25 protein-coding genes and 1 riboswitch are annotated in these 21,982 nt (G+C 66.4%); of the genes, 19 read left to right on the forward strand and 6 right to left on the reverse strand.

Annotated elements, in window-relative coordinates:
- The first annotated feature begins 61 nt into the window (after nucleotides 1–61).
- The 3 genes from IWX78_RS02555 to IWX78_RS02565 all read left to right on the forward strand — a co-directional run bounded on the left by IWX78_RS02555 (nucleotide 62) and on the right by IWX78_RS02565 (nucleotide 2,484).
- Nucleotides 62–1,030, forward strand: a complete 969-nt coding sequence (locus IWX78_RS02555; RefSeq protein WP_196831808.1) for a TetR/AcrR family transcriptional regulator — start codon at nucleotides 62–64, stop codon at nucleotides 1,028–1,030.
- 117 nt (nucleotides 1,031–1,147) lie between these two features.
- Nucleotides 1,148–1,723, forward strand: coding sequence for an HdeD family acid-resistance protein (locus tag IWX78_RS02560; protein ID WP_196831809.1), 576 nt, complete (start codon nucleotides 1,148–1,150; stop codon nucleotides 1,721–1,723).
- Between the two features lie 32 nt (nucleotides 1,724–1,755).
- On the forward strand, nucleotides 1,756–2,484 hold the full coding sequence (locus tag IWX78_RS02565) for an SDR family NAD(P)-dependent oxidoreductase (RefSeq protein WP_196831810.1): 729 nt from the start codon (nucleotides 1,756–1,758) through the stop codon (nucleotides 2,482–2,484).
- 26 nt (nucleotides 2,485–2,510) lie between these two features.
- On the opposite strand, the gene IWX78_RS02570 is transcribed toward IWX78_RS02565, so the two are convergent.
- Nucleotides 2,511–3,182: an ATP-binding cassette domain-containing protein gene (locus IWX78_RS02570; RefSeq protein ID WP_196831811.1), complete on the reverse strand. Its 672-nt coding sequence runs from the start codon at nucleotides 3,180–3,182 to the stop codon at nucleotides 2,511–2,513.
- Between the two features lie 54 nt (nucleotides 3,183–3,236).
- Here IWX78_RS02570 and aztB point away from each other — a divergent pair, with 54 nt between their 5' ends.
- The 12 genes from aztB (at nucleotide 3,237) to IWX78_RS02630 (ending at nucleotide 15,327) form a co-directional block, all read left to right on the forward strand.
- Nucleotides 3,237–4,124, forward strand: a complete 888-nt coding sequence (gene aztB, locus IWX78_RS02575) for a zinc ABC transporter permease AztB (protein ID WP_196831812.1) — start codon at nucleotides 3,237–3,239, stop codon at nucleotides 4,122–4,124.
- On the forward strand, nucleotides 4,111–5,349 hold the full coding sequence (locus IWX78_RS02580) for an ABC transporter (protein ID WP_334684514.1): 1,239 nt from the start codon (nucleotides 4,111–4,113) through the stop codon (nucleotides 5,347–5,349). The genes aztB and IWX78_RS02580 overlap by 14 nt, the downstream gene beginning before the upstream one ends.
- 44 nt (nucleotides 5,350–5,393) lie before the next feature.
- On the forward strand, nucleotides 5,394–6,263 hold the full coding sequence (gene aztC, locus IWX78_RS02585) for a zinc ABC transporter substrate-binding protein AztC (RefSeq protein WP_196832102.1): 870 nt from the start codon (nucleotides 5,394–5,396) through the stop codon (nucleotides 6,261–6,263).
- 20 nt (nucleotides 6,264–6,283) lie between these two features.
- The gene (gene aztD, locus IWX78_RS02590) at nucleotides 6,284–7,519 is read left to right on the forward strand and encodes a zinc metallochaperone AztD (protein ID WP_196831813.1); all 1,236 of its coding nucleotides are present in this window, start codon (nucleotides 6,284–6,286) and stop codon (nucleotides 7,517–7,519) included.
- A 76-nt stretch (nucleotides 7,520–7,595) separates the two neighbouring features.
- Nucleotides 7,596–7,660: riboswitch (guanidine-III (ykkC-III) riboswitch) on the forward strand.
- A 10-nt stretch (nucleotides 7,661–7,670) separates the two neighbouring features.
- A complete protein-coding gene (locus IWX78_RS02595) occupies nucleotides 7,671–7,994 on the forward strand; it encodes a DMT family transporter (protein WP_196831814.1) in 324 nt (107 codons plus the stop codon).
- A gap of 46 nt (nucleotides 7,995–8,040) precedes the next feature.
- Nucleotides 8,041–9,333 (forward strand): alpha-L-fucosidase, encoded by a 1,293-nt coding sequence (locus IWX78_RS02600; protein WP_196831815.1) that lies wholly within the window; start codon nucleotides 8,041–8,043, stop codon nucleotides 9,331–9,333.
- Between the two features lie 62 nt (nucleotides 9,334–9,395).
- Entirely contained in the window at nucleotides 9,396–10,343 is a 948-nt protein-coding gene (locus IWX78_RS02605; RefSeq protein WP_442929202.1) for a siderophore-interacting protein, read from the forward strand.
- A 41-nt stretch (nucleotides 10,344–10,384) separates the two neighbouring features.
- Nucleotides 10,385–11,410, forward strand: coding sequence for an iron-siderophore ABC transporter substrate-binding protein (locus IWX78_RS02610; RefSeq protein WP_196831816.1), 1,026 nt, complete (start codon nucleotides 10,385–10,387; stop codon nucleotides 11,408–11,410).
- Between the two features lie 10 nt (nucleotides 11,411–11,420).
- Complete coding sequence (locus IWX78_RS02615; RefSeq protein ID WP_196831817.1) at nucleotides 11,421–12,464, forward strand: FecCD family ABC transporter permease; 1,044 nt, start codon at nucleotides 11,421–11,423, stop codon at nucleotides 12,462–12,464.
- Nucleotides 12,461–13,504: a FecCD family ABC transporter permease gene (locus IWX78_RS02620; protein ID WP_196831818.1), complete on the forward strand. Its 1,044-nt coding sequence runs from the start codon at nucleotides 12,461–12,463 to the stop codon at nucleotides 13,502–13,504. The genes IWX78_RS02615 and IWX78_RS02620 overlap by 4 nt, the downstream gene beginning before the upstream one ends.
- Complete coding sequence (locus IWX78_RS02625) at nucleotides 13,501–14,310, forward strand: ABC transporter ATP-binding protein (RefSeq protein WP_196831819.1); 810 nt, start codon at nucleotides 13,501–13,503, stop codon at nucleotides 14,308–14,310. The genes IWX78_RS02620 and IWX78_RS02625 overlap by 4 nt, the downstream gene beginning before the upstream one ends.
- An 81-nt stretch (nucleotides 14,311–14,391) precedes the next feature.
- Nucleotides 14,392–15,327, forward strand: a complete 936-nt coding sequence (locus IWX78_RS02630) for an aldo/keto reductase (RefSeq protein ID WP_196831820.1) — start codon at nucleotides 14,392–14,394, stop codon at nucleotides 15,325–15,327.
- 110 nt (nucleotides 15,328–15,437) lie between these two features.
- Here IWX78_RS02630 and IWX78_RS02635 read toward each other — a convergent pair whose 3' ends face one another.
- Complete coding sequence (locus tag IWX78_RS02635) at nucleotides 15,438–16,103, reverse strand: GAP family protein (RefSeq protein ID WP_196831821.1); 666 nt, start codon at nucleotides 16,101–16,103, stop codon at nucleotides 15,438–15,440.
- 56 nt (nucleotides 16,104–16,159) lie between these two features.
- On the opposite strand from IWX78_RS02635, the gene IWX78_RS02640 reads away from it, so the two are divergent.
- Nucleotides 16,160–16,714, forward strand: coding sequence for an iron chaperone (locus tag IWX78_RS02640; RefSeq protein WP_334684515.1), 555 nt, complete (start codon nucleotides 16,160–16,162; stop codon nucleotides 16,712–16,714).
- 4 nt (nucleotides 16,715–16,718) lie between these two features.
- Here IWX78_RS02640 and glsA read toward each other — a convergent pair whose 3' ends face one another.
- Both glsA and IWX78_RS02650 read right to left on the reverse strand, forming a co-directional pair.
- Nucleotides 16,719–17,750, reverse strand: coding sequence for a glutaminase A (gene glsA / locus IWX78_RS02645; protein WP_196831822.1), 1,032 nt, complete (start codon nucleotides 17,748–17,750; stop codon nucleotides 16,719–16,721).
- A gap of 60 nt (nucleotides 17,751–17,810) precedes the next feature.
- Nucleotides 17,811–18,692 (reverse strand): LysR family transcriptional regulator ArgP, encoded by an 882-nt coding sequence (locus IWX78_RS02650; protein ID WP_196831823.1) that lies wholly within the window; start codon nucleotides 18,690–18,692, stop codon nucleotides 17,811–17,813.
- A gap of 71 nt (nucleotides 18,693–18,763) precedes the next feature.
- Between IWX78_RS02650 and IWX78_RS02655 the strand changes: the two genes are divergently transcribed.
- Nucleotides 18,764–19,369 carry a LysE/ArgO family amino acid transporter gene (locus IWX78_RS02655; RefSeq protein WP_196831824.1) on the forward strand — a complete coding sequence of 202 codons (606 nt, stop codon included), beginning with the start codon at nucleotides 18,764–18,766 and terminating at the stop codon, nucleotides 19,367–19,369.
- A 45-nt stretch (nucleotides 19,370–19,414) separates the two neighbouring features.
- Here IWX78_RS02655 and IWX78_RS02660 read toward each other — a convergent pair whose 3' ends face one another.
- On the reverse strand, nucleotides 19,415–20,059 hold the full coding sequence (locus IWX78_RS02660; RefSeq protein ID WP_196831825.1) for a class I SAM-dependent methyltransferase: 645 nt from the start codon (nucleotides 20,057–20,059) through the stop codon (nucleotides 19,415–19,417).
- Between the two features lie 109 nt (nucleotides 20,060–20,168).
- A complete protein-coding gene (locus IWX78_RS02665; protein WP_196831826.1) occupies nucleotides 20,169–20,405 on the reverse strand; it encodes a PLDc N-terminal domain-containing protein in 237 nt (78 codons plus the stop codon).
- A 142-nt stretch (nucleotides 20,406–20,547) separates the two neighbouring features.
- Here IWX78_RS02665 and IWX78_RS02670 point away from each other — a divergent pair, with 142 nt between their 5' ends.
- A complete protein-coding gene (locus tag IWX78_RS02670) occupies nucleotides 20,548–21,036 on the forward strand; it encodes a toxin-antitoxin system HicB family antitoxin (RefSeq protein ID WP_196831827.1) in 489 nt (162 codons plus the stop codon).
- A gap of 77 nt (nucleotides 21,037–21,113) precedes the next feature.
- Nucleotides 21,114–21,959 (forward strand): DUF4097 family beta strand repeat-containing protein, encoded by an 846-nt coding sequence (locus tag IWX78_RS02675; protein WP_196831828.1) that lies wholly within the window; start codon nucleotides 21,114–21,116, stop codon nucleotides 21,957–21,959.
- Nucleotides 21,960–21,982 lie beyond the last annotated feature (23 nt).

Consider the following 21,982-nt stretch of genomic DNA (forward strand, 5'->3'; position numbering starts at 1 on the left):
TTTTGGTTTAAGGTCTACACAGTCCGAAGCAGAATTGTCAAGAGAAAAGTGGAGACCAGGCGTGAACGGTGATTCGTTCGAAGTGGAACTTCCGCGGGGTATCGCGCTCGCGTGGGGTGTTGCGGTCAATCCTCAGCGCGGCCCCAAGCGGGAGCTCAGCATCGAGGGAATCGTCGATGTTGCCGTCACACTCGCCGACGAGGGCGGGCTACCAGCTGTGTCGATGTCGAGTGTCGCCGCGACACTGGGATTCACCACGATGTCGCTCTACCGTTACGTCAGCGCCAAGGACGACCTGCTCCTCTTGATGCAGGAGAGCGGCACGGGACTGCCTCCGCGCCGCATCGCCGAGGCAGACACGTGGCGTGACGGGCTGACGGCGTTCGCCGAAGAGACCCTGGCGACCTACCTCGCACATCCGTGGCTTCTCGACATGCCGATCCGGGGAATTCCGAACACGCCGAACAATTTGGCCTGGATGGATGCCGGTCTCGCTGCCTTGCGCGACACACCCCTCGACTGGTCTTCGCGCGTTGCATCTGTGCTTCTCGTCACCGGGCAGACGCGCTTCCAGGCCCTCATCGAGCGCGGCTATGCTGATCGGTCCCGCGAAACCGGTGTTGCCCCGAATGACAACGATCTCGCCGACGCCCACATCCTCGGCAATCTCGTGACCGAGGACGCTTTTCCCCAGCTGTTCGCTGCGCTCCGTAGCGGCGTGTTCTCCGATGAAGACAACAACCCGTTCACGTTCGGACTGGGCCGGGCCCTCGATGGCATCGAGCGCCTGATCGACAACTGGCACGGCTCCGCCCCTGACCCGGTCGGATGGGAACCGCCCGCGACCGATGCTTTCCCTCGGGACGAGGTGGTCACTCGCGCTCGTCAGGCGCGACGTGAAGCCGAGATCAGGCTTCGCGATGCGCAGCGACGGGAGACGGAGGTCGTGAAGAAGGCTCGCGAGCGTCAGTCCAGAAAACACGATGCCGACGCACGAGCAGCGCTGAAGGCGGCCGCAAAGAGCATTTGACGTCACGAATTCTGCGCCGCGGCAGATCAGTTCTGCGTCAGCAACCGATGCGCGCGGCGGTGCGGTTCCACAGTGGAAGCAGAGCGCCCGCCCGGCGCGTCACGAACGGGAGACACCATGTCCTTTTCCTTCACCGTCGAACCGGCACAGTTCACCAAAGCGCAACTGAACGGCATCCGGATGGCCCTCGCGGTCGCCGGGCTGGCCGCACTGATCATCGGGATCTCGATCCTCGTCTGGCCGGGCGCCTCGCTCCTGCTCGTTGCGTGGCTGTTCGGCGTGTACTTTCTCATCACCGGTGTGGCGAGGATCGCGCGCGGAGTCGCGTCGAAATCATCGAGTACGGGCTTTCGGATCCTCAGCGTCCTCCTCGGCATCCTGATCATCGCCGCCGGCATCTATATTCTGGCGAACCCGGTGTTCGGCGTCGAAGTGCTCGCCTTCGCCATCGGAATCGCCTGGGTCCTCGAAGGAGTGGCCGCACTCGTGGATCCGCCCGCAGGCTCTCGCTGGTTCAACGTGCTGTACGCCCTGGCCAGCATCGTCGGCGGTGTTCTCGTCTTCTTCATTCCGGTTGCTGCCGTCGTGATCCTGCTCAAGATCTCGGCGATCGCCCTGATCATCGCCGGTCTCGTCCAGGTCGCCCAGGCCGTCACCCTCGGTCGGAAGGCCAAGGCGGCGGCCGCACGCTGACGATCGCGGTGAGCGAAGGTAGGCTCGCCCACATGAGCAACCCTGATGTCGCCGTCGTCACCGGCGGTGGCCGCGGCATCGGCCGGTCGATCAGCCTGCGCCTGGCACGCGCAGGCCTGGATATCGTTCTCGGCTATCGAACGGATGCCATTTCGGTCGGGGCGACTGCAGACGAGATCCGCGCACTCGGACGACGCGTGCTGTGCGTGCAGGCCGATACGACCGATGAAGCATCCGTCGCTGATCTCTTTGCGCAGGCGGAGGCTTTCGGCACAGTGACCGGAGTCGTCAACAACGCCGGCGCAGCGACGGCCGTCGGCCCGCTCGACGAGAACGACCTCGATGCCATCCGCCGCGACCTCGACGTGAATCTCTTCGGGGTCGTGGTCTGCTGCAAGTACGCCGCTCGCACGTTGCGCCGATCAGGTGGAGGCGCCATCGTGAACATCTCGTCCGCCGCTGCCACACTCGGCAGTCCCGGCAGCTACGTGCATTACGCCGCGGCGAAAGCCGGGGTCGATGCACTCACCGTCGGCCTCTCGAAGGAACTGGCTCCCGAAATCCGGGTCAATGCCGTCTCCCCCGGAACCGTGTGGACCGGCTTCCACCGCGACCCGGACCGCCCGGCGAGAGTCGCTCCGACCGTGCCCCTCGGGCGGGCAGGAGAGCCCGACGAGATCGCCGGTGCCGTCGCCTGGCTGCTGTCTTCCGAGGCGAGCTACGTGACCGGTGCGAACATCCGCATCTCGGGAGGTCTCTGAACACCGGTCGCCGTTGCTGCCGGAGGTCAGAGCCTGGCCGCTGACGGGTCGCTCCGTTCGGCGAGCCCTGCAGCGACATGGATGTGCTGCGTCGCGTCGAACCCCGCCTCGCCGTCGTGGGTCACGAGCACAACGGCGGCACCACGGACGCGTTCGGCCGCGATGCAGCCGGCGAGCAGGACGACTCCATCAGCGTCGAGTCCGGCCGCCGGCTCGTCGAGCAAGAGAATGTCTGCCTGCTGAGCGAGACCCTGCGCCACAAACGCCCTCTGGCGTTGACCGCCAGACAACTCATGGAGGGAGCGGCTCTCGAGGCCGACCAGTCCGACCGCGTCGATGGCACGGGCGACGATCAAGCGATTTTCCCGTCGGTCGCGACGCCGCCAACCCGTCGGCCAGCTCGCCCATCGACCCATCCCGACGACATCCGCAACCGTGAGTGGCAGCACATCCGAGGTCGCACTGCGCTGCGGCACGAGGGCCCGCCGCACTCCGTGAGCAAGAGTCAGTTCGCCGTTCTCAAGCGGATGCAGCCCGGCAAGTACTCCGAGGAGGGTCGACTTTCCACTCCCGTTCGGGCCGGTGACCACGGTCAGTGAGCCGATATCGACAGCGAGATCGACGCCGGTAAGGATCGATCGGGCGTCGTACCCGGCGTGTGCTTGGCGGAGAGTGGCGAGAGTATCAGTGGAAGGCACCGCCTCACTGTAGCAATTGATAATCGTTATCGTTTAACGCTAGGGTTTCGAACCGTGTCCTGGCTCACCGATCCCTTCGCCGCCGAGTTCATGCAGCGAGCACTGCTCGGCGGCATCCTCGTCGCCCTCATCTGCGCCGTCGTCGGCGTATGGGTCGTGCTGCGGGGAATGGCGTTCCTCGGCGAAGCGATGGCGCACGGGATGCTCCCCGGCGTCGCTCTCGCCACCCTCCTCGGTGTGCCTGTTCTGGCCGGGGCCGCCGTCAGTGCCGTCGCGATGAGCGCCGGCATCGGTCTCATCCGACGGCACGGCAGGCTCTCGCACGACACCAGCATCGGCATCCTCTTCGTGGGGATGCTCGCCCTCGGTGTCATCCTCATCTCGCACTCCGGCAGTTTCGCCACGGATGCCACGGCCATCCTCTTCGGTGACGTGCTCGCGATCTCCTGGTCCGACGTCGGCACACTTCTTCTGGCCCTTGGGGTGACCGTCGCCATCACCGTCACATTCCACCGCCCATTCGTCGCACTGTCGTTCGACGAGCGCGTGGCGCGGATGCTCGGACTGCGCCCGGGTCTCGCCCAGGTGATGCTGATCGGACTCGTGACGATCGCGGTCGTCGCCTCGTATCAAGCCGTCGGGTCGCTGCTCGTCGTCGGACTGCTGCTCGCCCCGGCTGTGGCGGCCGGGCGATGGACCCGCCGCATCGCATCCACCATGCTGCTCGCCGCTGCGTTCGGAACATTCGCCGTCGCGGCCGGCCTACTGCTCTCCTGGCACACCGGTACCGCCGCCGGCGCGTCGATCGCCGCCACGTCGATCGCCATCGCCGCCCTGTCTGCGCTAGTGCGCGGCCTGAGCGCCACTGCGCTGCGCCCGTCATCATCGTCACCCTCCGCCTCGTCCGCCCCGTCCCCGAAAGTTCTCCGTGCTTCGTCGTAACTCCCTCGCCATCCCGGTCCTCCTGTCGAGCACCCTGGTTCTCTGCGCCTGCTCAACACCCGGGGCCTCACCGGCACCGGCTCCATCGAGTTCGATCGGAGATGGCCATGGCTTCGTCGCCGGTGCCGAGGAGGTTGCTGAGCCTCCCCTTCACCTCCTCACCATCGACATCGACGGCTCCGTGGACCAGATGGACCTGCTCGACGAGAATTGGGCCGAACTCGGCACTCTCGACGGCACGACAGACACCGTCACTGACGGCCGGTTCGTCTTCGCCTCCAACGCAGACAGCGGCACGGTGACGGTCATCGACAGCGGTATGTGGACCCGGGACCACGAGGACCACTTCCACTACTACCGCGGATCGCCGCGCATCATCGGCTCGATCGACGGGTCGGGGCCGGCCACGATCAGCCCGGGCGCCTCGGCAACCGGCATCCACTTCGCCGACTCCGGCGAGAGCATTCTCCTCGACAGTGCCGCCCTCGGTGAGGGTGAGCTCAGCGAGCGCTTCCGGCTCGAGGGCGCGCCGCAGGCTGGTTCACTTGTCCAACTCGGGTCGGTCGCCCTCCGAGCTGGCGACTCGGGCGTGCAGGCGCTGACCGCCGACGGGGTCGAGATGACGGATGCCGTCGCGCCGTGTGCAGGCGCGGGCCCGCCGATCACCACCCCGGTGGGTGTCGCCTACCCCTGTGCAGACGACGTGCTGCTCGCGACCGATGACGACGGCATCCAGTTCGAGCGGATTGCCTACCCGGATGCCGCCGCGGCCACGCCGCTGTCCGGCACGGTATCGCCCGCTGTGTCCTTCGCCACGCGCGAAGGACGTCCCACCGTCGCCGGTCTCGCCGGGAACGGTGGCGTCTGGCTGCTCGACACCCGCGAACGCACCCTGACCCTGCTGCCGACCGAGGCCCCGCTGCTGCAGGTGATCGCCGTCGACGATGACAACGGGCACGTGCTCGGCCTGACCCGCGACGGACGCGTCACCGTTCTCACTGCGGCGGGGAGCATCGTGGCAACGACCGGGCCGCTGCTGCCGCAGACCATCCAGGACGCCGACCTGCTCGCCTCCGTCGAGATCGTCGCCGACCAGCAGCGCGCCTACCTCAACGCTCCAGCCGAGAAGCTGCTCGTCGAGATCGACTTCGCTGACTCAGCCCGAATCGCCAGAAGCTTTCCCACCATCGGTGTTCCCCGCTTCCTCGCCGGGACCGGACGGTGAGCGGCCGAACGAACAGGCTCATCGCCGCGGTCGGCGCCGCAGCGATGATCGTCGGTGTCGTCGGGTGCGCCCCCGCAGTGTCCGACCGCCCGCTGATCGTCGTGACGACGAACATCCTCGGTGATGTGGTGTCGAACGTCGTCGGTGACGAGGCCGAGGTGCTGACCCTCATGAAACCGAACGCCGACCCGCATTCGTTCGAGATCTCGGCGCGCGAGGCGTCGCGCCTGCATGGCGCCGACCTGCTCGTCTCGAACGGGCTCGGCCTCGAGGAGGGTCTGCAGCAGCATCTCGACAGCGCAGCGGCCGACGATGTGCCCGAACTCGTCGCCGGCGACCACATCGACGTACTCGATTACTCAGCGGGGGACGCAGCAGGGATGCCCGACTCCCATTTCTGGACCGATCCGGCACGGATGATCGATGTCGTGAACGCGCTCACGATCGCCGTGACCGGAATCGACGGGGTCGACGGGGCCGCGATTACGGAGAACGCCGCGAGCTACGTCGACCAGCTCGGCGCACTCGACCAGCAGATGACCGACGCCTTCGCCGGCATCCCGGACGACACTCGCGCGCTCGTCACCAACCACCACGTCTTCGGCTACCTCGCCGACCGATTCGGGTTCCGCGTGATCGGCACCATCATTCCCGGAGGAACGACGCTCGCCGCTCCGAGCGCGTCGGATCTGCGCGATCTCGTCAGCGCGTTCGAAGAGGCCGGGGTTCGCACCATTTTCGCGGAATCGTCGCAGCCCGACAGGCTCGCGCAGGTCCTCGCCGACGAAGCCGGCATCGACGTCTCGGTCGTCGAGCTCTACACGGAATCACTCACCGCACCCGGCGACGGCGCCGACGATTACCTGACCATGATGCGCGTCAATACCGACCGCATCGTCACCGGGCTCACCTGAGCCCACAACGGAAAGAAACCATGACACCACGACACTCCCGTCTGCAGAGAGCAGCGATCGCCGTGCTCGGCACCGCCATGCTCGCCACCGCCTGCGCGTCGCCGTCGGCGGGCAGCGACACCTCCAACGATCCAGCCGCCGAGGGAACAACCGTCGATGCGCCCACACCGCGCGTCACCGTGACCTATGACGGCGGCATCCTCGTACTCGACGGAGCCACGCTCGAAGAGAACGCCGACCTGCCGATCGACGGCTTCACCCGCGTCAACTCTGCTGGCGACGGGCGGCATGTGCTCGTCACGGTTCCGGCCGGGTTCCAGGTACTCGACGCCGGAACATGGACCGTCGACGACACCAGCTACGTGACCGATCCCGCGCTGACCGACCTGGTCTTCGAGGCGGATGCCGCCGGTCACGTCGTGAAACACGGTGGAAAGACGGTGCTCTATGCCGACGGAACCGGAGACACGACCATCTTCGACACAGACGACCTGCTCACCTCCTCACATGAACTACCCACGACCGAAGTCGTTCCGGCGCCTGAGGCGCACCACGGTGTCTCGATCGAACTGGAGGACGGCACCCTGCTGACCACGGTCGGAAATGAAGAGAGCCGCTCGGGGATCCGTGTGCTCGACGCTGACCGCAACGAGATCGCCGTCAGTGACGAATGCCCGTCTGTGCACGGTGAAGGCACGGCGGCCAACGAGGTCGTCGTCTTCGGCTGCAGTGACGGTGTGCTCGCCTACGACGACGGCGAGATCACCAAGATCACCGCGCCGGATGCCTACGGCCGAATGGGTAACGCCTACGTCACCGATTCGAGTTCGATCGCGGTCGGCGACTACAACTCGAACCCGGATTCGGAGGGCTACCTGCTCACCGAACTGGCCCTGATCGACACCGAAGCAAAGACGATGGATGTTGTCGACCTGCCCGATGGTGTCAGCTACACCTGGCGGGATGTCGCGCGCGGTCCCGCCGGCGAGATCTACCTCCTCGGCAGCGACGGTAATCTCCACGTGCTCGATGAGAACACCGGCTCGATCACCGACTCGTACCCGGTGATCGAGCCCTGGGAGAGCCCGATCGAGTGGCAGGATGCGCATCCGGCCCTCATGGTGCACGGAAACGTCGCGTACGTCACCGAACCGGCATCCGACTCGATCCACGCCATCGACCTCGCCACGGGCGAGATCACCGCGTCGGCCGAACTCGCCGGAACACCGAACGAGATCGCGATCGCAGCGGGCTGATCGGCGGCGGGCCGCTGCCGTTCGCGGTGGCGGCCCCTCTGCACAGGCTGTGCACACACTGCCGGGCTACAGTGGACGCAGGTCGTTCACTTCGACCCCGGACGAGGGATCAGTACCCGGACTGCGACAAGACTGGCCAGAAACAGCAACCATGTCATGGGTCATCCTCATCACGTCAGGCATCCTCGAAGCCGTCTGGGCAACAGCTCTCGGCAAATCAGAGGGTTTCACCAAACTCTGGCCATCGGTCATTTTCGGCGGTGCACTGATCCTCAGCATGGGCGGTCTCGCCTGGGCGATGAGAGACATCCCGATCGGCACCGCGTATGCCGTCTGGGTCGGGATCGGCGCTGCTCTCACCGTCGCGTGGTCGATGATCACCGGTGACACGAGCGTCTCGTGGATCAAGGTCGCCCTGCTCGTCGGCCTGATCGGCTGCATCATCGGCCTCAAGCTCGTCGACGACGGCCACTAGTCCCCGGGCTGAATCCCGACCAGCCGGACTCTCTAGGCTGAGAGGCATGACCCGTTCCCTGGTCCCGACCCCGGCCCAGCTCGCCTGGCAACGCCGCGGACTCGGAATGTTCGTCCATTTCGGACTCAACACCTTCGCCGATCGCGAGTGGAGCGACGGCACGCTGTCGCCTGACCTGTTCGACCCGGAGCATCTGGATGCCGATCAGTGGGCCGAGGTCGCCGCCGGCCTCGGTGCGACCTATGTCGTGCTCACCGCCAAGCACCACGACGGTTTCTGCCTGTGGCCGACGGCGACGACCGACTACTCCGTGGCATCCGCCCCGTGGAAGAACGGCCAGGGAGACGTCGTCGCCGAACTCGCCGCCGCCTGCCGACGCCGTGGGCTCGCTCTCGGACTGTATCTCTCGCCCTGGGACCGCCATTCACCGAGCTACGACGACCCGGCAGCATACGACGATGTCTACGTCGCCCAGCTCACCGAACTCTGCACCCGGTACGGCGAACTGGTCGAGATGTGGTTCGACGGCGCCGGTTCAGAAGGGCGCGTGTACGACTGGGCTCGCTTCATGGACGTGGTGCGCACCACCCAGCCCGGCGCGATGGTCTTCAACATGGGAGAGCCAACCATCCGCTGGGTCGGCAACGAAGACGGCCTCGCCACCGACCCGGTGCGGTACGTCGTCGACCGCACCGCAGACAACCAGTACGTCGAATCGGCCACAGCGCTGACCACCGAGGCATACCTCCCGCCGGAGTGTGACGTCTCACTGCGGCGCAAATGGTTCTGGAGTCCCGGCGACGAGCCGAAAACCGTCGAACATCTGCTCGGGATCTTCTACCGGTCGGTCGGACTCGGCGCGAATCTTCTTCTCAACGTGCCGCCAGACACGTCTGGCCGCATTTCCGAAGCGGATGGCGCCCGGCTGGTCGGGTTCCGCACCGAACTCGACCGGAGGCTCGGGAATCCTCTAGCGACCACACTCGAGGTCGACAGCGACCACGTGACGGCGCGCTGGGACCGATCTGTGCCCCTCGAGCACCTCGAGCTCGAGGAGGACCTGAGCGCAGGCCAGCGGGTTACGTCTCACACCGTTCGTATCGACGGCCGCACCGTCGCCGAGGGCGGAACGATCGGCATCCGCCGAATCCACGGCATCCCGCGCACCACAGCCCATGAGCTCACCGTCGATCTGAACGGGGACGGTGGCGCGCTCAGGTCGGTCACCGTACGCACGGGTGGGGACGGCTCCTCCCCGCCCGAGATCCCTGCCGGCTACGAGGCACCGACCGAGGCGCCGGAAGACCTCGAGCGTCCGCGCTCTCCGGAAGTAAGGTAAGGCAACCCTTAGGCAGCCTGCTAGGGTTAGGCGACCCTTAGTTCCGAGGAGCCGACATTTCCATCCAGCCCCAGCGCGCGTTCCGCGTCCGCGTCACCCGCGCCCACCGACTCAGCCCGAGCCTGCTGCGGGCCACGTTCTCGGGTGATGACCTTCAGCACATTGCCGACGACGGTCTCGACCAGCGCATCAAGGTCCTCTTCCCGATCGACGGCATCGGCTTCACCGACATCGGACTGCTCGACAGCCCGCCCGCCCCCGTCACGGAATGGTACGGACGGTGGCGCACCCTGCCGGACGCGCTTCGGAACCCGATGCGCACCTACACGGTCAGGAACCCGCGGCCGGCCGTCGGTGAGGTCGATATCGACTTCGTGCTCCACGGCGATGGCGGGCCGGCATCGGCGTGGGCCTCCACAGCATCGCCCGGCGACGAGATCGTGATCGTCGGACCCGACGGCCGGTCCGAGCAGCGAGGTGGAATCGAGTGGAAGCCGGGCGAGGCCAGGGTCGTGCTGCTCGCCGGCGACGAAACCGCTCTCCCCGCGATCTGCGCGATCCTCGAATCGCTGCCGGCGGGCATCCGCGGCCAGGCCTTCATCGAGGTGCCGCACTCCGACGATGCCCTTCCTGTGCAGACGGCGTCGAGTGTGATGCTGACCTGGCTCCCGCGCGACGGCGCTCCCCTCGGCGAGCGCCTCAGCTCGGCGGTTCGCGCCTGGGCGGCCGAATCGGCGAGCGCTCCAACGACGGATGCCGTCGGCGACTCCGCCGACCCGACCGGCGACGGCCCCGATGACACGGGTCTGGCCGACCCGGGGACCGACGACGTGCTCTGGGACGTCCCCGCAGACGAACCCGTACATCCTCACGGCGGGCTCTACGCCTGGCTCGCCGGCGAGGCCGGCGTGATCACCGGACTGCGCCGCCACCTCGTGCGTGAGGTGGGAATTGACCGAAGCCAGGTCGCCTTCATGGGCTACTGGCGCGACGGTCGCTCCGAAAACTGACGCTTGCCGTTTCTTCCGCTCACCCCACTCGAAAGGACCCTATGTCCCGCCTGTCCCGCTCCGCCGCCCTCACAGCGGCCGCGTTGCTCACCGTCGGCCTCGCCGCCTGCTCCACCCCTGCCGCGGATGAACCTGCAGCAGGGAATGGCGACTTCACCCCGATCACCATCGAACACGCCCTGGGCACGACCGAGATCACCGAGCAGCCTGAACGGGTGGCAACGGTGAACTGGGCCAACCACGAGGTCCCGCTCGCGCTCGGTGTCGTCCCGGTGGGTATGGCTGCAGCGAACTTCGGTGACGACGACGGCGACGGCGTGCTTCCCTGGGTCGCCGAGAAGCTCGACGAACTGGACGCCGAGACGCCGGTGCTCTTCGACGAGAGCGACGGCATCGACTTCGAGGCCGTCGCAGACACCGAACCCGATGTGATCCTCGCCGCATACTCGGGCCTCACACAGGAGGACTACGACACTCTCAGCGAGATCGCTCCCGTCGTCGCGTACCCCGAGACCGCGTGGGGAACATCCTGGCGCGACATGATCTCGCTCAACAGTGAGGCGATGGGCATGGGCGACGAGGGCGAGGCCCTGATCACCGCTCTCGAGCAGGAGGTCACCGACACCGCAGCCGAGTACCCGCAGCTCGAGGGCAAGACCGCGATGTTCCTCACCCACGTCGACGCCTCCGACCTCAGCCAGGTCAGCTTCTACACGACCCACGACACCCGGGCCATGTTCTTCGAAGACATCGGACTGTCATTCCCGGCGAGCATCGCAGATGCTTCGGCCGCGACAGACAAGTTCTCGCTCACCCAGAGCGCGGAACAGGCGGATGCCTTCAGCGACGTCGACATCATCGTCACCTATGGCGACGAAGAACTCGTCACCACCCTCGAGGGTGACCCGTTGCTGTCACAGATCCCTGCAGTGAAGAACGGCTCGATCGTTCTGCTCCCGGGCACCAGCCCGCTAGGCACCGCCGCGAACCCCACACCACTGTCGATCTCCTGGGTCCTCGACGACTACCTCGAGTTGCTCGCCACAGCGGCAGACGCCGCGGCGTGATCGCGGTCGAGTGACCTCCGTCCAGCCAGCCGCCGTCTCGGGCGTCGCACTTGTGCGGCGCCCGAGGCGTCTTCGGAGTGCCTGGCTGGTCGGTCTCGTCGTCGTCCTTCTCGCGCTGTGCGCGGCATCCGTCGTCGTCGGATCACGCAACGTCGACGTGTCGGACGTTCTCGCGGCGCTCGGCGGCTCCATCGACGGATTCGACCGGGCCGCCGTGGCCAAGCGCATCCCACGCACGCTTCTTGCCGTCGCCGCCGGAGCGGCCCTCGCCGTCTCGGGTGCCGTGTTGCAGGGCGTGACGCGCAACCCGCTCGCCGACCCGGGCATCCTCGGGATCAACACCGGAGCATCGCTCGCGGTGGTTTCGGGCATCGCTTATTTCGGGCTCTCGACGGCGACGGGTTTCATCTGGGTCGCCATCGCCGGAGCAGGGGTCACCGCTGCCTTCGTCTACGCGGTCGGCTCACTGGGCCGGGGAGGAGCAACGCCACTCAAGCTCGCCCTCGCGGGAGCGGCAACCGCCGCAGCCCTGGCGAGCTTCGTCAGCGCGGTAGTGCTCGGGCGCAACGACATCGCCGGCAGCGCCCTGTCGTGGCAGATCGGCGGCGTCGGCGGTGGCACCGACGAGAGCCTCAGGCACGTCGCACCCTTCCTCCTCGTCGGCTTCGTGCTCTGCCTGTTGTCTGCACGAAGCCTCAACTCGCTTGCCCTCGGCGACGACCTCGCTGCCGGTCTCGGTGAGCGTGTCGCCCTCGTCCGCGGCGTCGCCGCCCTGGGCGCCGTCATCCTGTGTGGCGCCGCGACCGCCGTCACCGGGCCGATCGCCTTCGTCGGACTCGTCGTCCCCCACGCCTGCCGCCTGCTCATCGGCACCGATCATCGCTGGCTGTTGCCGTTCTCCGCGGTGCTCGGCGCTGCCCTGCTCACCGGGGCAGACGTGCTCGGCCGGGTCATCGCACGGCCCGAGGAGATCGATGTCGGCATTCTCACAGCGCTGATCGGTGCGCCGTTCTTCATTTACATCGTTCGCCGGCAGAAGGTGCGCGCCCTGTGACGACCCGGACCCTGATCACGGCGGATGCCGTCGCCTCCGGCCGGCGACGTCGCGCGATCCGCCGATCCCGGGTGATCGCCGTGCTCGCTCTCCTGATCGTGCTCGTCTTCGCGCTGAGCCTGATGATCGGCCAGACGTTCTATCCGCCATCGGATGTTCTTGCGGTGATCCTCGGCGACCAGGTGCCAGGGGCGACTTTCACGGTCGGCCGCCTGCGCCTGCCTCGGGCCACGCTCGCCATCCTCGCCGGCCTGTGCTTCGGACTCGGTGGCGTCACGTTCCAGACGATGCTGCGCAACCCGCTCGCCAGCCCGGACATCATCGGCATCACCTCAGGCGCCAGCGCGGCGGCGGCCTTCGCCATCGTGACTCTTTCCCTCAACGAAACAGCAGTGTCTGCGTTCGCCATCGTCGTCGGCCTCGCTGTCGCGCTGGTCATCTACGGCCTGTCGTTCAAGGGCGGGGTCGTCGGCACACGGCTCATCCTCATCGGGATCGGCATCGCCGCGATGCTCAACAGTGTCACCGCATACGTGTTGTCACAGGCCGCCGACTGGGATCTGCAAGCGGCGGAACGCTGGCTCACCGGAAGCCTCAACGGCACCGGCTGGAACCAGGTCCTCCCCGTGCTCGTTGCGATCGTGGTTCTCGCCCCCGTTCTCCTCGGCCAGTCGCGCAACCTGTCGATGACGCAGCTGGGCGACGACACGGCATCCGCTCTCGGTGTGCGGGTCGGCCGCACCCGCCTCATCGTCATCGTCTCGGCCGTCGGGCTCATCGCTTTCGCGACCGCCGCTGCCGGCCCGATCGCCTTCGTCGCCTTTCTCGCCGGCCCGATCGCCGCACGGATCGTCGGCCCGAACGGCTCCCTGCTCGTTCCGGCCGGGCTCGTCGGGGCCCTTCTTGTGCTCGTCGCCGACTTCTGCGGCCAGTACCTGCTGGGCTCCCGATTCCCGGTCGGCATCGTCACCGGTGTGCTCGGCGCCCCGTTCCTCATCTACCTGATCATCCGCACCAATCGCGCGGGAGGCTCACTATGACCGCTGACCATTCCCTTCTCATCGAGAACCTCACCCTCGGCTACGGTGACCACTCCGTCATCGAAAACCTCGATGTCGTCATTCCGCCCGGCCGGGTCACCGCGATCGTCGGGGCCAACGCCTGCGGCAAATCGACACTGCTCCGGTCGATGTCGCGCCTGCTCGCCCCTCGCGCCGGTCGCGTCCTCCTCGACGGCACAGCCGTCCACCGGATGCCGGCGAAACAGCTGGCGCGGACGCTCGGCCTCCTTCCCCAGTCGCCGATCGCTCCAGAAGGCATCACTGTCGCTGACCTCGTCGGCCGGGGCCGCCACCCCCACCAGGGCATGTTCGCGCGGTGGAGCACCGCGGACGACGTGGCCGTGGCATCCGCCCTCGAGGCGACGGACACCGTCTCACTGGCCGACCGTGCCGTCGACGAACTGTCTGGCGGCCAGCGCCAACGCGTCTGGATTGCGATGGCACTTGCGCAGGAGACCGACCTGCTCCTGCTCGACGAACCGACGACGTTCCTCGACGTGAGCCACCAGATCGAAGTACTCGACCTGCTCACCGACCTCAACCGCCGGCACGGCACGACAATCGTGATGGTGCTGCACGACCTCAACCTGGCTGCGCGCTACGCCGATCACCTCATCGCCCTGGCATCCCGGCGCGTGCACGCCGTCGGCGACGCTGCCGCAGTGCTGACCGAAGACAACATCCGAGCCGTCTTCGGACTCGACAGCCGGGTCATCGTCGACCCGACGTCCGGCAAGCCGCTGATGCTCCCCCTCGGCCGGCACCACACGGTCGATCCGGCCTGAAGTGGACTTCGCCGGCGGGGAGTGCTTGGGTGGGCATGCACCGCACCGAAGCGGAGGCATCGTTTCCTCGAAAGGAACATTGTGAAGACTTTTACCCTGCCGAACACCGACATCGTCGCGCCGAACGTCATCCTCGGAATGATGCGCATTGCCGACAAGACGGACGACGAGGTCCGCGAACTCGTGCACACCGCTCGCGACGCCGGGATCGACTTTCTCGACCACGCGGATGTCTACGGCAACGACCTGCACGGTTGCGAGCGTCGATTCGCCGAGGCGATGCAGCTCACCTCGTCTGAGCGCGACGCCGTCACCATCCAGACCAAGGCGGGCATCGTCGGCGATGGGCCGTACTTCGACTTCTCGTACGAGCACATCACCGAATCGGTGAACGGATCGCTCGACGCCCTTCAGACCGATCGCATCGACATCCTGCTCCTCCACCGCCCCGACGCACTCGTCGAGCCCGACGAGGTCGCCCGCGCGTTCGACGAACTCGAAAGCGCAGGGAAGGTGACGTCCTTCGGCGTCTCGAACCACACACCGAGGCAGATCGACCTGCTCAAGCGTTCCGTGACGCAGCCCATCGTGGCCAACCAGCTGCAGCTCTCGATCACCCACGCACCGATCGTCACGCAGGGCGTCGCCGCCAACATGCTCGCCGAGCAGCAGTCCGTGACCCTCGACGGCGGCGGCATCGTCGACTACTGCCGCCTCAACGACATCACCGTGCAGGCCTGGTCACCGTTCCAGGCTGGCTTCTTCACCGGCGTCTTCCTCGGAAACGAGAAGTACCCGGAGCTCAATGCCGTCCTCGACCGGCTCGCCGCGAAATACGACGTTCCCGCGATCGCTATCGCCACGGCCTGGATCACCCGCCACCCGGCTCAGATGCAGGTCGTTCTCGGCACGACGAGCCCTGAGCGCGTCGCTGCAGCGGCACTCGGCTCGGAACTGCCGCTCACCAAGCCCGAGTGGTACGAACTGTTCCGTGCGGCGGGGCACATCGTTCCGTAGCTGCTGACCGCGCGAGTGCTGCACTTCCATTCCAATGCTGCAGTTGCAACTGCAGCACCGGCGAGGAACTGCAGCACCCGTCGCGTGGCGTCAGTGTGAGAGGTCGATGATCAGAGCTCCGTGATCCCACTGCCGACGAGCATGGCGCCGAGCACGAGGAGCACGATCGCGACGACGATCGCATTGTTGCGCACGAGCCAGTTACGCATCTCGGCGAGCGCCGGCCTGACGCGATCCCCTCCGACCAGGGCAGCGGCCACAGGGATGGCGATGCTCAGGCAGGCAAGAACGACGAACACGGCGACGGCGATCGCGATCTGCCCCCATGGGAGGAACGCACCTCCGATCGTGAAGCCGATACCGGCTGCGAACGCGATCTCCTTGACGTTCGCGGCCGTCAGGAGAAATCCAAGTCGGACAGCATGCGCCGGGCCTGCGTTGTCGACCGATCGCATCCACCCGGGCAGTTTCGGCTCGTCCGCGCCTCGCGGGCGCGTGCGCCACTTCATGACGGCGCCCACCAGCAGTGCTGAACCGACGACGATGCGGAGGATCGCCGCAGGCGTCGCGGAGCCGGCGGCATCATCGGCGAGATCGGATGCCAGTGCAAAGATGACGACGAGCGCGCACAGGGTCACGGCTCGAGCGGCGAGAAACAGCAGGGCACCCCGCACACCGACCGGTGCGACCAGGAGAAGAAGGACGGCGATGATCGGGAGTGGGCTCAGCGCCACGGCGACACCGAGCGGAAGGATTTCGCCGAGAACGACCTGCATGGTCGCAGGTTATCCGAGGCGGCCACGGAGCGCATCGGATGCATCGGATGCATCGGATGCATCGATCAGTTTTTGAGAAGCCCAGCTGGCCGCTGCTCCGTACGATGGGACTCATCCCCGCCAGCGACAGGAAGGACACGGCAGTGAACGCCACAAACTCGAGCACAACGAGCAGGAACTCCGACGGATTCTCCGATGCAGAACGCGATGCCATGAAGGAGCGAGCCAGGGAGCTCAGGTCCGAGGCACGCCAGGGCGAGCGTGACGCCAAGGCACGCGAGAAGGGCGAAGCCGACCTGCTCGCGAAGGTCGCTGAGATGTCGGGCTCCGATCGAGCCCTCGCAGAAGGGGTGCACGCCATCGTCACAGCCAACGCTCCCGGGCTCATGCCGAAGACCTGGTACGGGATGCCCGCGTACGCAAGGGACGGACAGGTCGTCTGCTTTTTCCAGGCCGCAGAGAAGTTCGACGCGCGTTACGCGACGTTCGGGTTCAACGACCCTGCCCAGCTCGACGACGGCGCGATGTGGGCGACATCGTTCGCCCTCACCAAACTCACTCCCACCGTCGAGAAGACTCTCGCCGACCTTGTCACGAAAGCAGTGAACTGACCTTTCAGCCGGCCTGATCCTCGCCGATCCCTGCAACCTTCGACCGGAAGTGAGATTCGGACGCGAAGATGTTGAGCCCGAGGGCCCGCGACAGGTATGCCGTCGCGATCTGACCTCGCACGCTGTTCCCGGTGGAGTCGAGGCGTGGCGACAATGAGCCGATCCCAACTTTCCCAGGAGCGACGGTGACGATTCCGCCTGACACCCCGGACTTGCCTGGCAGCCCGATCTCGAACAGCCACTCCCCGGTCGCCTCGTACAGCCCGCTGGCCGCGAGCACCGCCAGGGTGTCGCGACAGACAGCAGCTGACACCACCTCGACGCCGGTTACCGGGTTGACGCCGCCGTTCGCCAGCGTCGCAGCCATCACCGCAAGATCACGGGCGTCGATCGCCAGGGCGCACTGCCGCGTGTAGATGTCGACGACCTCGAGCGGATCGTGCTCGATCCGACCGTAGCTGTGTAGCAGTTGGGCGATCGCGCTGTTCCTGGAGTTCGATTTCACCTCGGATGCCAGGACCTCGTCGTCGATGTCGAGGTGACGCCCGGCGAACCGGGACAGCCCGGAGTGGATGGCTTCCCACTGGTCATCGGCAGTGTTCCCGGGCATCAGCGCCGTGGTGGCGAGGGCACCGGCGTTCACCATCGGGTTCATCGGATGCCCGTCGTTGAGCTCGATCGCCACCACCGAGTCGAAGGCGAGTCCCGTGCTGTTCACCCCGATCACGTCGAGCACCTTTTCGTGCCCGACTCGCTCGCTCACGAGCGCGTAGACGAAGGCCTTCGATATCGACTGGATGGAGAACAGCACGCGGGTGTCACCGACCTCATGCAGACCGCCCTCGACGTCGACGACACAGAGTCCGAAGGCGTCAGGATCGGCGTCGGCAAGCGCCGGGATGTAGTCAGCGACCTCCCCGCCGTGATGCTTCGAGGTGTGTTCGTATGCCGCGTCGAGGATCTCGTCGATGTGCTGGGCGCCGGGAACGGCTCCCGTCGTCACCGCCTGGTCGATGTCGTCTACGTCCAGTTGCATGATGCCCTCTCGATCGGTGCCTTGCGACACGTCTGAACCTATCGCTCCCACTGCGCGCCGTCACCGCCGGGAGAGCGTCCTCGCAGCCGCGGTCGCCATGGCATCCGCCACCCGATCCAACGCGCTCATCCGCAGAGCCCACTGCTGCCAGTGGAGACTCACCATCACGGGTTCGCCGGCATCCAGCTCGACGAGTTCACCATTCTCGACGAGTTTCCCTGATTGCTGATCGGGCAGCATCGCCCAGCCGAAACCGAGGCGGACGGCCTCGGCGAAGTCGGCCGAGACCGGGACGAAATGTTGCGGCGGAGCGAGAATCCCCCGTGAGATTCCGCGCAGGAACCGATGTTGGATGTCGTCTTTCTCGTCGAAGACCACAACGGGGGCATGAGCCAGACTTCGTACATCGACCCCGCTGGAGAACCACCGCGCGACAAAGAGCGGCGTCGCCATCGGTCGGTAAGTCATGACGCCGAGCGGAGCCGACGTGCATCCCTGCACCGGGCGGGCCTCGGTCGTGATCGCCGCCATCACCGTGCCGTCGCGCAAGAGCTGAGCGGAGTGATCCTGGTCTTCACGGTGGATGTCGAAGGTGATCTCGTTCGCGAGGGAGGCCAGCGCAGGCATCGCCCATGTCGCCAGCGAGTCCCCGTTGACGGCGAGCGAGACATTCGGCCAGGTTCCATCGATCCCGCGCTCTGCTTCGCTGTCCGCCTCAGCAGTCAGAGCGGCGATCTGGCGTGCCAGTCGCAGATAGGTCTTCCCGGCAGCCGTCGGGGCGATCGGCTTGCTCCGCTGCAGGAGCACTCCGCCGACGGCGTTCTCGAGTGCCCGAATCCTCTGGCTGATGGCTGACGGGGTGACGTGGAGCACCCGGGCCGCTGCCTCAAAGGTGCCGCCGTCCACCGCCGCGACGAGTGCCTGCAACTGTAGGAGATCCATAGTTAATCAAACTAATGGATGCCCAGAAAATGTAGCTGGTCACCGGTAGCCATTCGCCATACAGTGAACGAATGCTCCCCGCCCTTCTCGCCGGTCTCGGCCTCGGTCTCTCGCTCATCATCGCGATCGGCGCCCAGAATGCGTTCGTCCTGCGGCAGGGCCTCCGGCGTGAGCACGTTCTCGTTCTCGTTCTGATCTGCGCACTCTCCGACGCTCTCCTCATCGCGCTCGGGGTCTGGGGCCTCGGCGCACTGATCGAACAGGCGAGCTGGCTCCTCACTGTCGTGCGCATCGCCGGAGCGGCTTTTCTGACCTGGTACGGCATCCGTTCGGCGATCCGTGCCGCCCGCCCCGGCACGCTCGATGCGAACCCCGGCGGCGCTCCCATCCCGCTGCGCACAGCCGTGCTGACCGCTCTGGCCCTGACCTGGCTCAATCCGCACGTCTACCTCGATACCGTCGTGCTGCTCGGGTCGATCGGCGCGACATACGGCGAGCGCCAGTGGTGGTTCGCGCTCGGCGCCATCCTCGGAAGCGTGGCCTGGTTCAGTGCGCTTGGCTTCGGCTCCCGGCTCTTGAGGCCGCTGTTTGCGAAGCCGGCGGCGTGGCGCATCCTTGACGGCGTGATCGCTGCCGTGATGATCGCGCTGGCCGTGAGCCTGCTGCTGGGGCTCTGACCCGGCAATCTGGAGTCGAGCCGACGTCAGGACTTCTGTCCACGGTCAGCGTAGGCGGGTGGCGCGCACGACGACGTCGCCGATTGTGGCGTGAGTCCCATCGTCGGTGGTGATCTCACGGACTGGCTCCGCGGCGGTCTCGATCCGCCAGCGGTCAGGGGCGAGCAGGGCTGTGACACTCTCAGCCGTAACCGTCGCCTCCGCCGGCGGATGGCCGCCGTGTCCGTGCCTGTGCCCGTGCTCCGCGGTGCCGGATGACTGTAGGTGCCCGACGATGAGGAGAGTGCCCCCGGGGGCGACCCACTCGGAGATTCGCTCGTAAAAGGCGAGTTGCGACGTCGGGAGGTGCGCGTAGTGGGTTGTCACGAGATCGAATTGTCGCCCAGGCGACCAGATTCCGAGATCGCACTCCGTCCAATCGATACGGTCGGATGCCGCCCCGGCCCGCGTAGCGCGGTCGGCCGCACGGGACAGGGCAGCTCGTGAAATATCGGCGGCGGTCACAGTCCAGCCCCGGTCGGCGAGCCATATCGCTTCAGCCCCCTCTCCGCAGCCCGCGTCGAGGGCAAAACCGGGGGTCAGATCTCCGACCTCACGAAGAAGATGCGGGCTCGGTTCGCTTGATCGAACCGTGGCACCCGCCTCGCCCCAGTGCTCGTCCCAAAAATCCCTGTCGAATTCCAGCGCCATCCCGCCTCCGTCGATCGTGGCGCGTCGACCATCACCGCGCCCCGTCAATCATCAGCGCGGTCGATCACATTCGCAAGTCAATTTGCTGAAACGGCACATCGCATGCGTGCTAGTCGGTCTTGCGGCCCTTCACGAAATAGGCGATCGGACCGATCCAGTTCACCGCGATGACGGCCGTCCACAATCCTTTCGGGCCGTTGACCTGATCTGCCGGGCGGTCGGCGAGATCCTTCCACGCGACAGCGGCAAGGGCGAACTGCACGGTCCCGACGACGATAACCGCGACCTTCCTGCCCGTGCTCATCTCACTCCAGGTCAGCTTCTTCTTGGTCAACTTTTTCGACATGGTCATCGCTCCTGTTCGGAAATGAATGGATGACTCCAGACTCCCGGCCTCCCGACCGCGGCACAACCTCCCTGAACCACCGATTCCGAGATGACACCACATGCTGCTTGACATGACACCATTGTGGTGTCACTCTGGTGACATGGAATTGGGACAGTACGTCAGCGAACTTTCACGACAGCTCGTTGACGCGGCAGAAAACGGCACAAGCGACACTCGCGCTGTTGCCGAGAGACTTGCCGCCGGGTTGGACGCTGCGACACGGCTCGTACTGCTCGACGCCCTGTCGGCCGCAGCCGGCGAAATCACCCGGGACCTCGCGCCCGGCTCGGTCGACCTGCGTCTTCGCGGACGCGAAGTCGAGTTCGTCGTCGTCCAGCCGAGCACCGATCCGGAATCCGACGAACGCACCGTCGCACCCGTCGACCTCGACGACACCAGCACCTCGCGCACGACGCTCCGCCTTCCTGACGCCCTCAAGTCTCGCGTCGACGAAGCGGCAGCGGCTGACGGCTTGTCCGTCAACACCTGGCTGGTCCGCGCCATCGCGACCGCCCTTCAACCCAAACAACGACGAACGGCTCAACGCACGCTGCGCACCGGTGACAACTTCGCCGGGTGGGCGCGCTAAGCCCAGAGAGCTCCAGACTTTCGCCCCGCAACCAGCAGGGGCTGACCGAACACGCCCAGAGAAAGGGAAGCGTCAGCATGCCCACATTCACTACTCCCACCCCGATCGACCTCGCCATCAATCTTCCGGTGGGTGAGATCGAGATCGTCGCCTCCGACCGGGGCGATACCGTCGTCACCGTCTCTCCCACCAACCCGGACAAGCCGGTCGACCGTCGGGGAGCTGAGCAGACGTCGGTCGAATTCGACGGCCAGCGACTCACCGTCACCGGCCCGAAGCCCCGGCTCAGCTGGATCGGCCCGACCGAGTCGGTTGATGTGCGAGTCGAGCTCCCGACCGGGTCGCGGCTCACCGCTGAGATCTCTGTCGGAAACGTCCGCACCGTCGGCCGCTTGGGTGCCACCCGCATCAAGGCGTCGACCGGCGCCGTCGACCTCGATGCCACCGGCGACCTCTGGTTGCGCGCGTCGCACGGCAACGCGACGGTCGGCACGGTGGACGGCGGTGTCGAGATCACAGCAGACCATGGGCAGATCCGGCTCGGCACGGTCACCCGCGACGCGATTCTCAAGTCGGCGCACGGCAACATCCGCATCGAGGAGTCGGGCGGGGACCTCGAGGCAAAGCTCTCGTACGGGGACCTCGAGATCCGTCGAGCGCTCGGCTCAGTGACAGCAAAGACGGCATACGGTGCCATCGAGCTGAGAGAGGTCTCAGGCGGTTCCATCGAGGTCGACAGCGGTTTCGGCCAGATCGCGATCGGAGTGCGCCCCGGCATCCCGGCCTGGCTCGACCTCGCCTCGAAGGAGGGGCGCGTGCGCAACGAGCTCGACGGCGAGGCAGCCCCGGTTCCATCGGAACAGACCGTTGCCGTCCGCGCTCGTACCCAGTTCGGCAACGTCACCATCACCCGAGCGCACTGACCCCGGGATCTTCAGAAAGGAAC

Source organism: Mycetocola sp. CAN_C7 (assembly GCF_015752285.1).
Classification (GTDB): domain Bacteria; phylum Actinomycetota; class Actinomycetes; order Actinomycetales; family Microbacteriaceae; genus Mycetocola_A.

What these genes read in the sequence shown, in the direction of transcription:
- IWX78_RS02560 (WP_196831809.1), top strand. Translation starts at nt 1,148, where the DNA reads ATGTCCTTTTCCTTCACCGTCGAACCGGCACAGTTCACCAAAGCGCAA.
- IWX78_RS02565 (WP_196831810.1), top strand. Translation starts at nt 1,756, where the DNA reads ATGAGCAACCCTGATGTCGCCGTCGTCACCGGCGGTGGCCGCGGCATC.
- aztC (WP_196832102.1), top strand. Translation starts at nt 5,394, where the DNA reads ATGATCGTCGGTGTCGTCGGGTGCGCCCCCGCAGTGTCCGACCGCCCG.
- aztD (WP_196831813.1), top strand. Translation starts at nt 6,284, where the DNA reads ATGACACCACGACACTCCCGTCTGCAGAGAGCAGCGATCGCCGTGCTC.
- IWX78_RS02595 (WP_196831814.1), top strand. Translation starts at nt 7,671, where the DNA reads ATGTCATGGGTCATCCTCATCACGTCAGGCATCCTCGAAGCCGTCTGG.
- IWX78_RS02600 (WP_196831815.1), top strand. Translation starts at nt 8,041, where the DNA reads ATGACCCGTTCCCTGGTCCCGACCCCGGCCCAGCTCGCCTGGCAACGC.
- IWX78_RS02610 (WP_196831816.1), top strand. Translation starts at nt 10,385, where the DNA reads ATGTCCCGCCTGTCCCGCTCCGCCGCCCTCACAGCGGCCGCGTTGCTC.
- IWX78_RS02625 (WP_196831819.1), top strand. Translation starts at nt 13,501, where the DNA reads ATGACCGCTGACCATTCCCTTCTCATCGAGAACCTCACCCTCGGCTAC.
- IWX78_RS02635 (WP_196831821.1), bottom strand. Translation starts at nt 16,103, where the DNA reads ATGCAGGTCGTTCTCGGCGAAATCCTTCCGCTCGGTGTCGCCGTGGCG.
- IWX78_RS02640 (WP_334684515.1), top strand. Translation starts at nt 16,160, where the DNA reads ATGCATCGATCAGTTTTTGAGAAGCCCAGCTGGCCGCTGCTCCGTACG.
- glsA (WP_196831822.1), bottom strand. Translation starts at nt 17,750, where the DNA reads ATGCAACTGGACGTAGACGACATCGACCAGGCGGTGACGACGGGAGCC.
- IWX78_RS02650 (WP_196831823.1), bottom strand. Translation starts at nt 18,692, where the DNA reads ATGGATCTCCTACAGTTGCAGGCACTCGTCGCGGCGGTGGACGGCGGC.
- IWX78_RS02655 (WP_196831824.1), top strand. Translation starts at nt 18,764, where the DNA reads ATGCTCCCCGCCCTTCTCGCCGGTCTCGGCCTCGGTCTCTCGCTCATC.
- IWX78_RS02660 (WP_196831825.1), bottom strand. Translation starts at nt 20,059, where the DNA reads ATGGCGCTGGAATTCGACAGGGATTTTTGGGACGAGCACTGGGGCGAG.
- IWX78_RS02665 (WP_196831826.1), bottom strand. Translation starts at nt 20,405, where the DNA reads ATGTCGAAAAAGTTGACCAAGAAGAAGCTGACCTGGAGTGAGATGAGC.
- IWX78_RS02670 (WP_196831827.1), top strand. Translation starts at nt 20,548, where the DNA reads ATGGAATTGGGACAGTACGTCAGCGAACTTTCACGACAGCTCGTTGAC.
- IWX78_RS02675 (WP_196831828.1), top strand. Translation starts at nt 21,114, where the DNA reads ATGCCCACATTCACTACTCCCACCCCGATCGACCTCGCCATCAATCTT.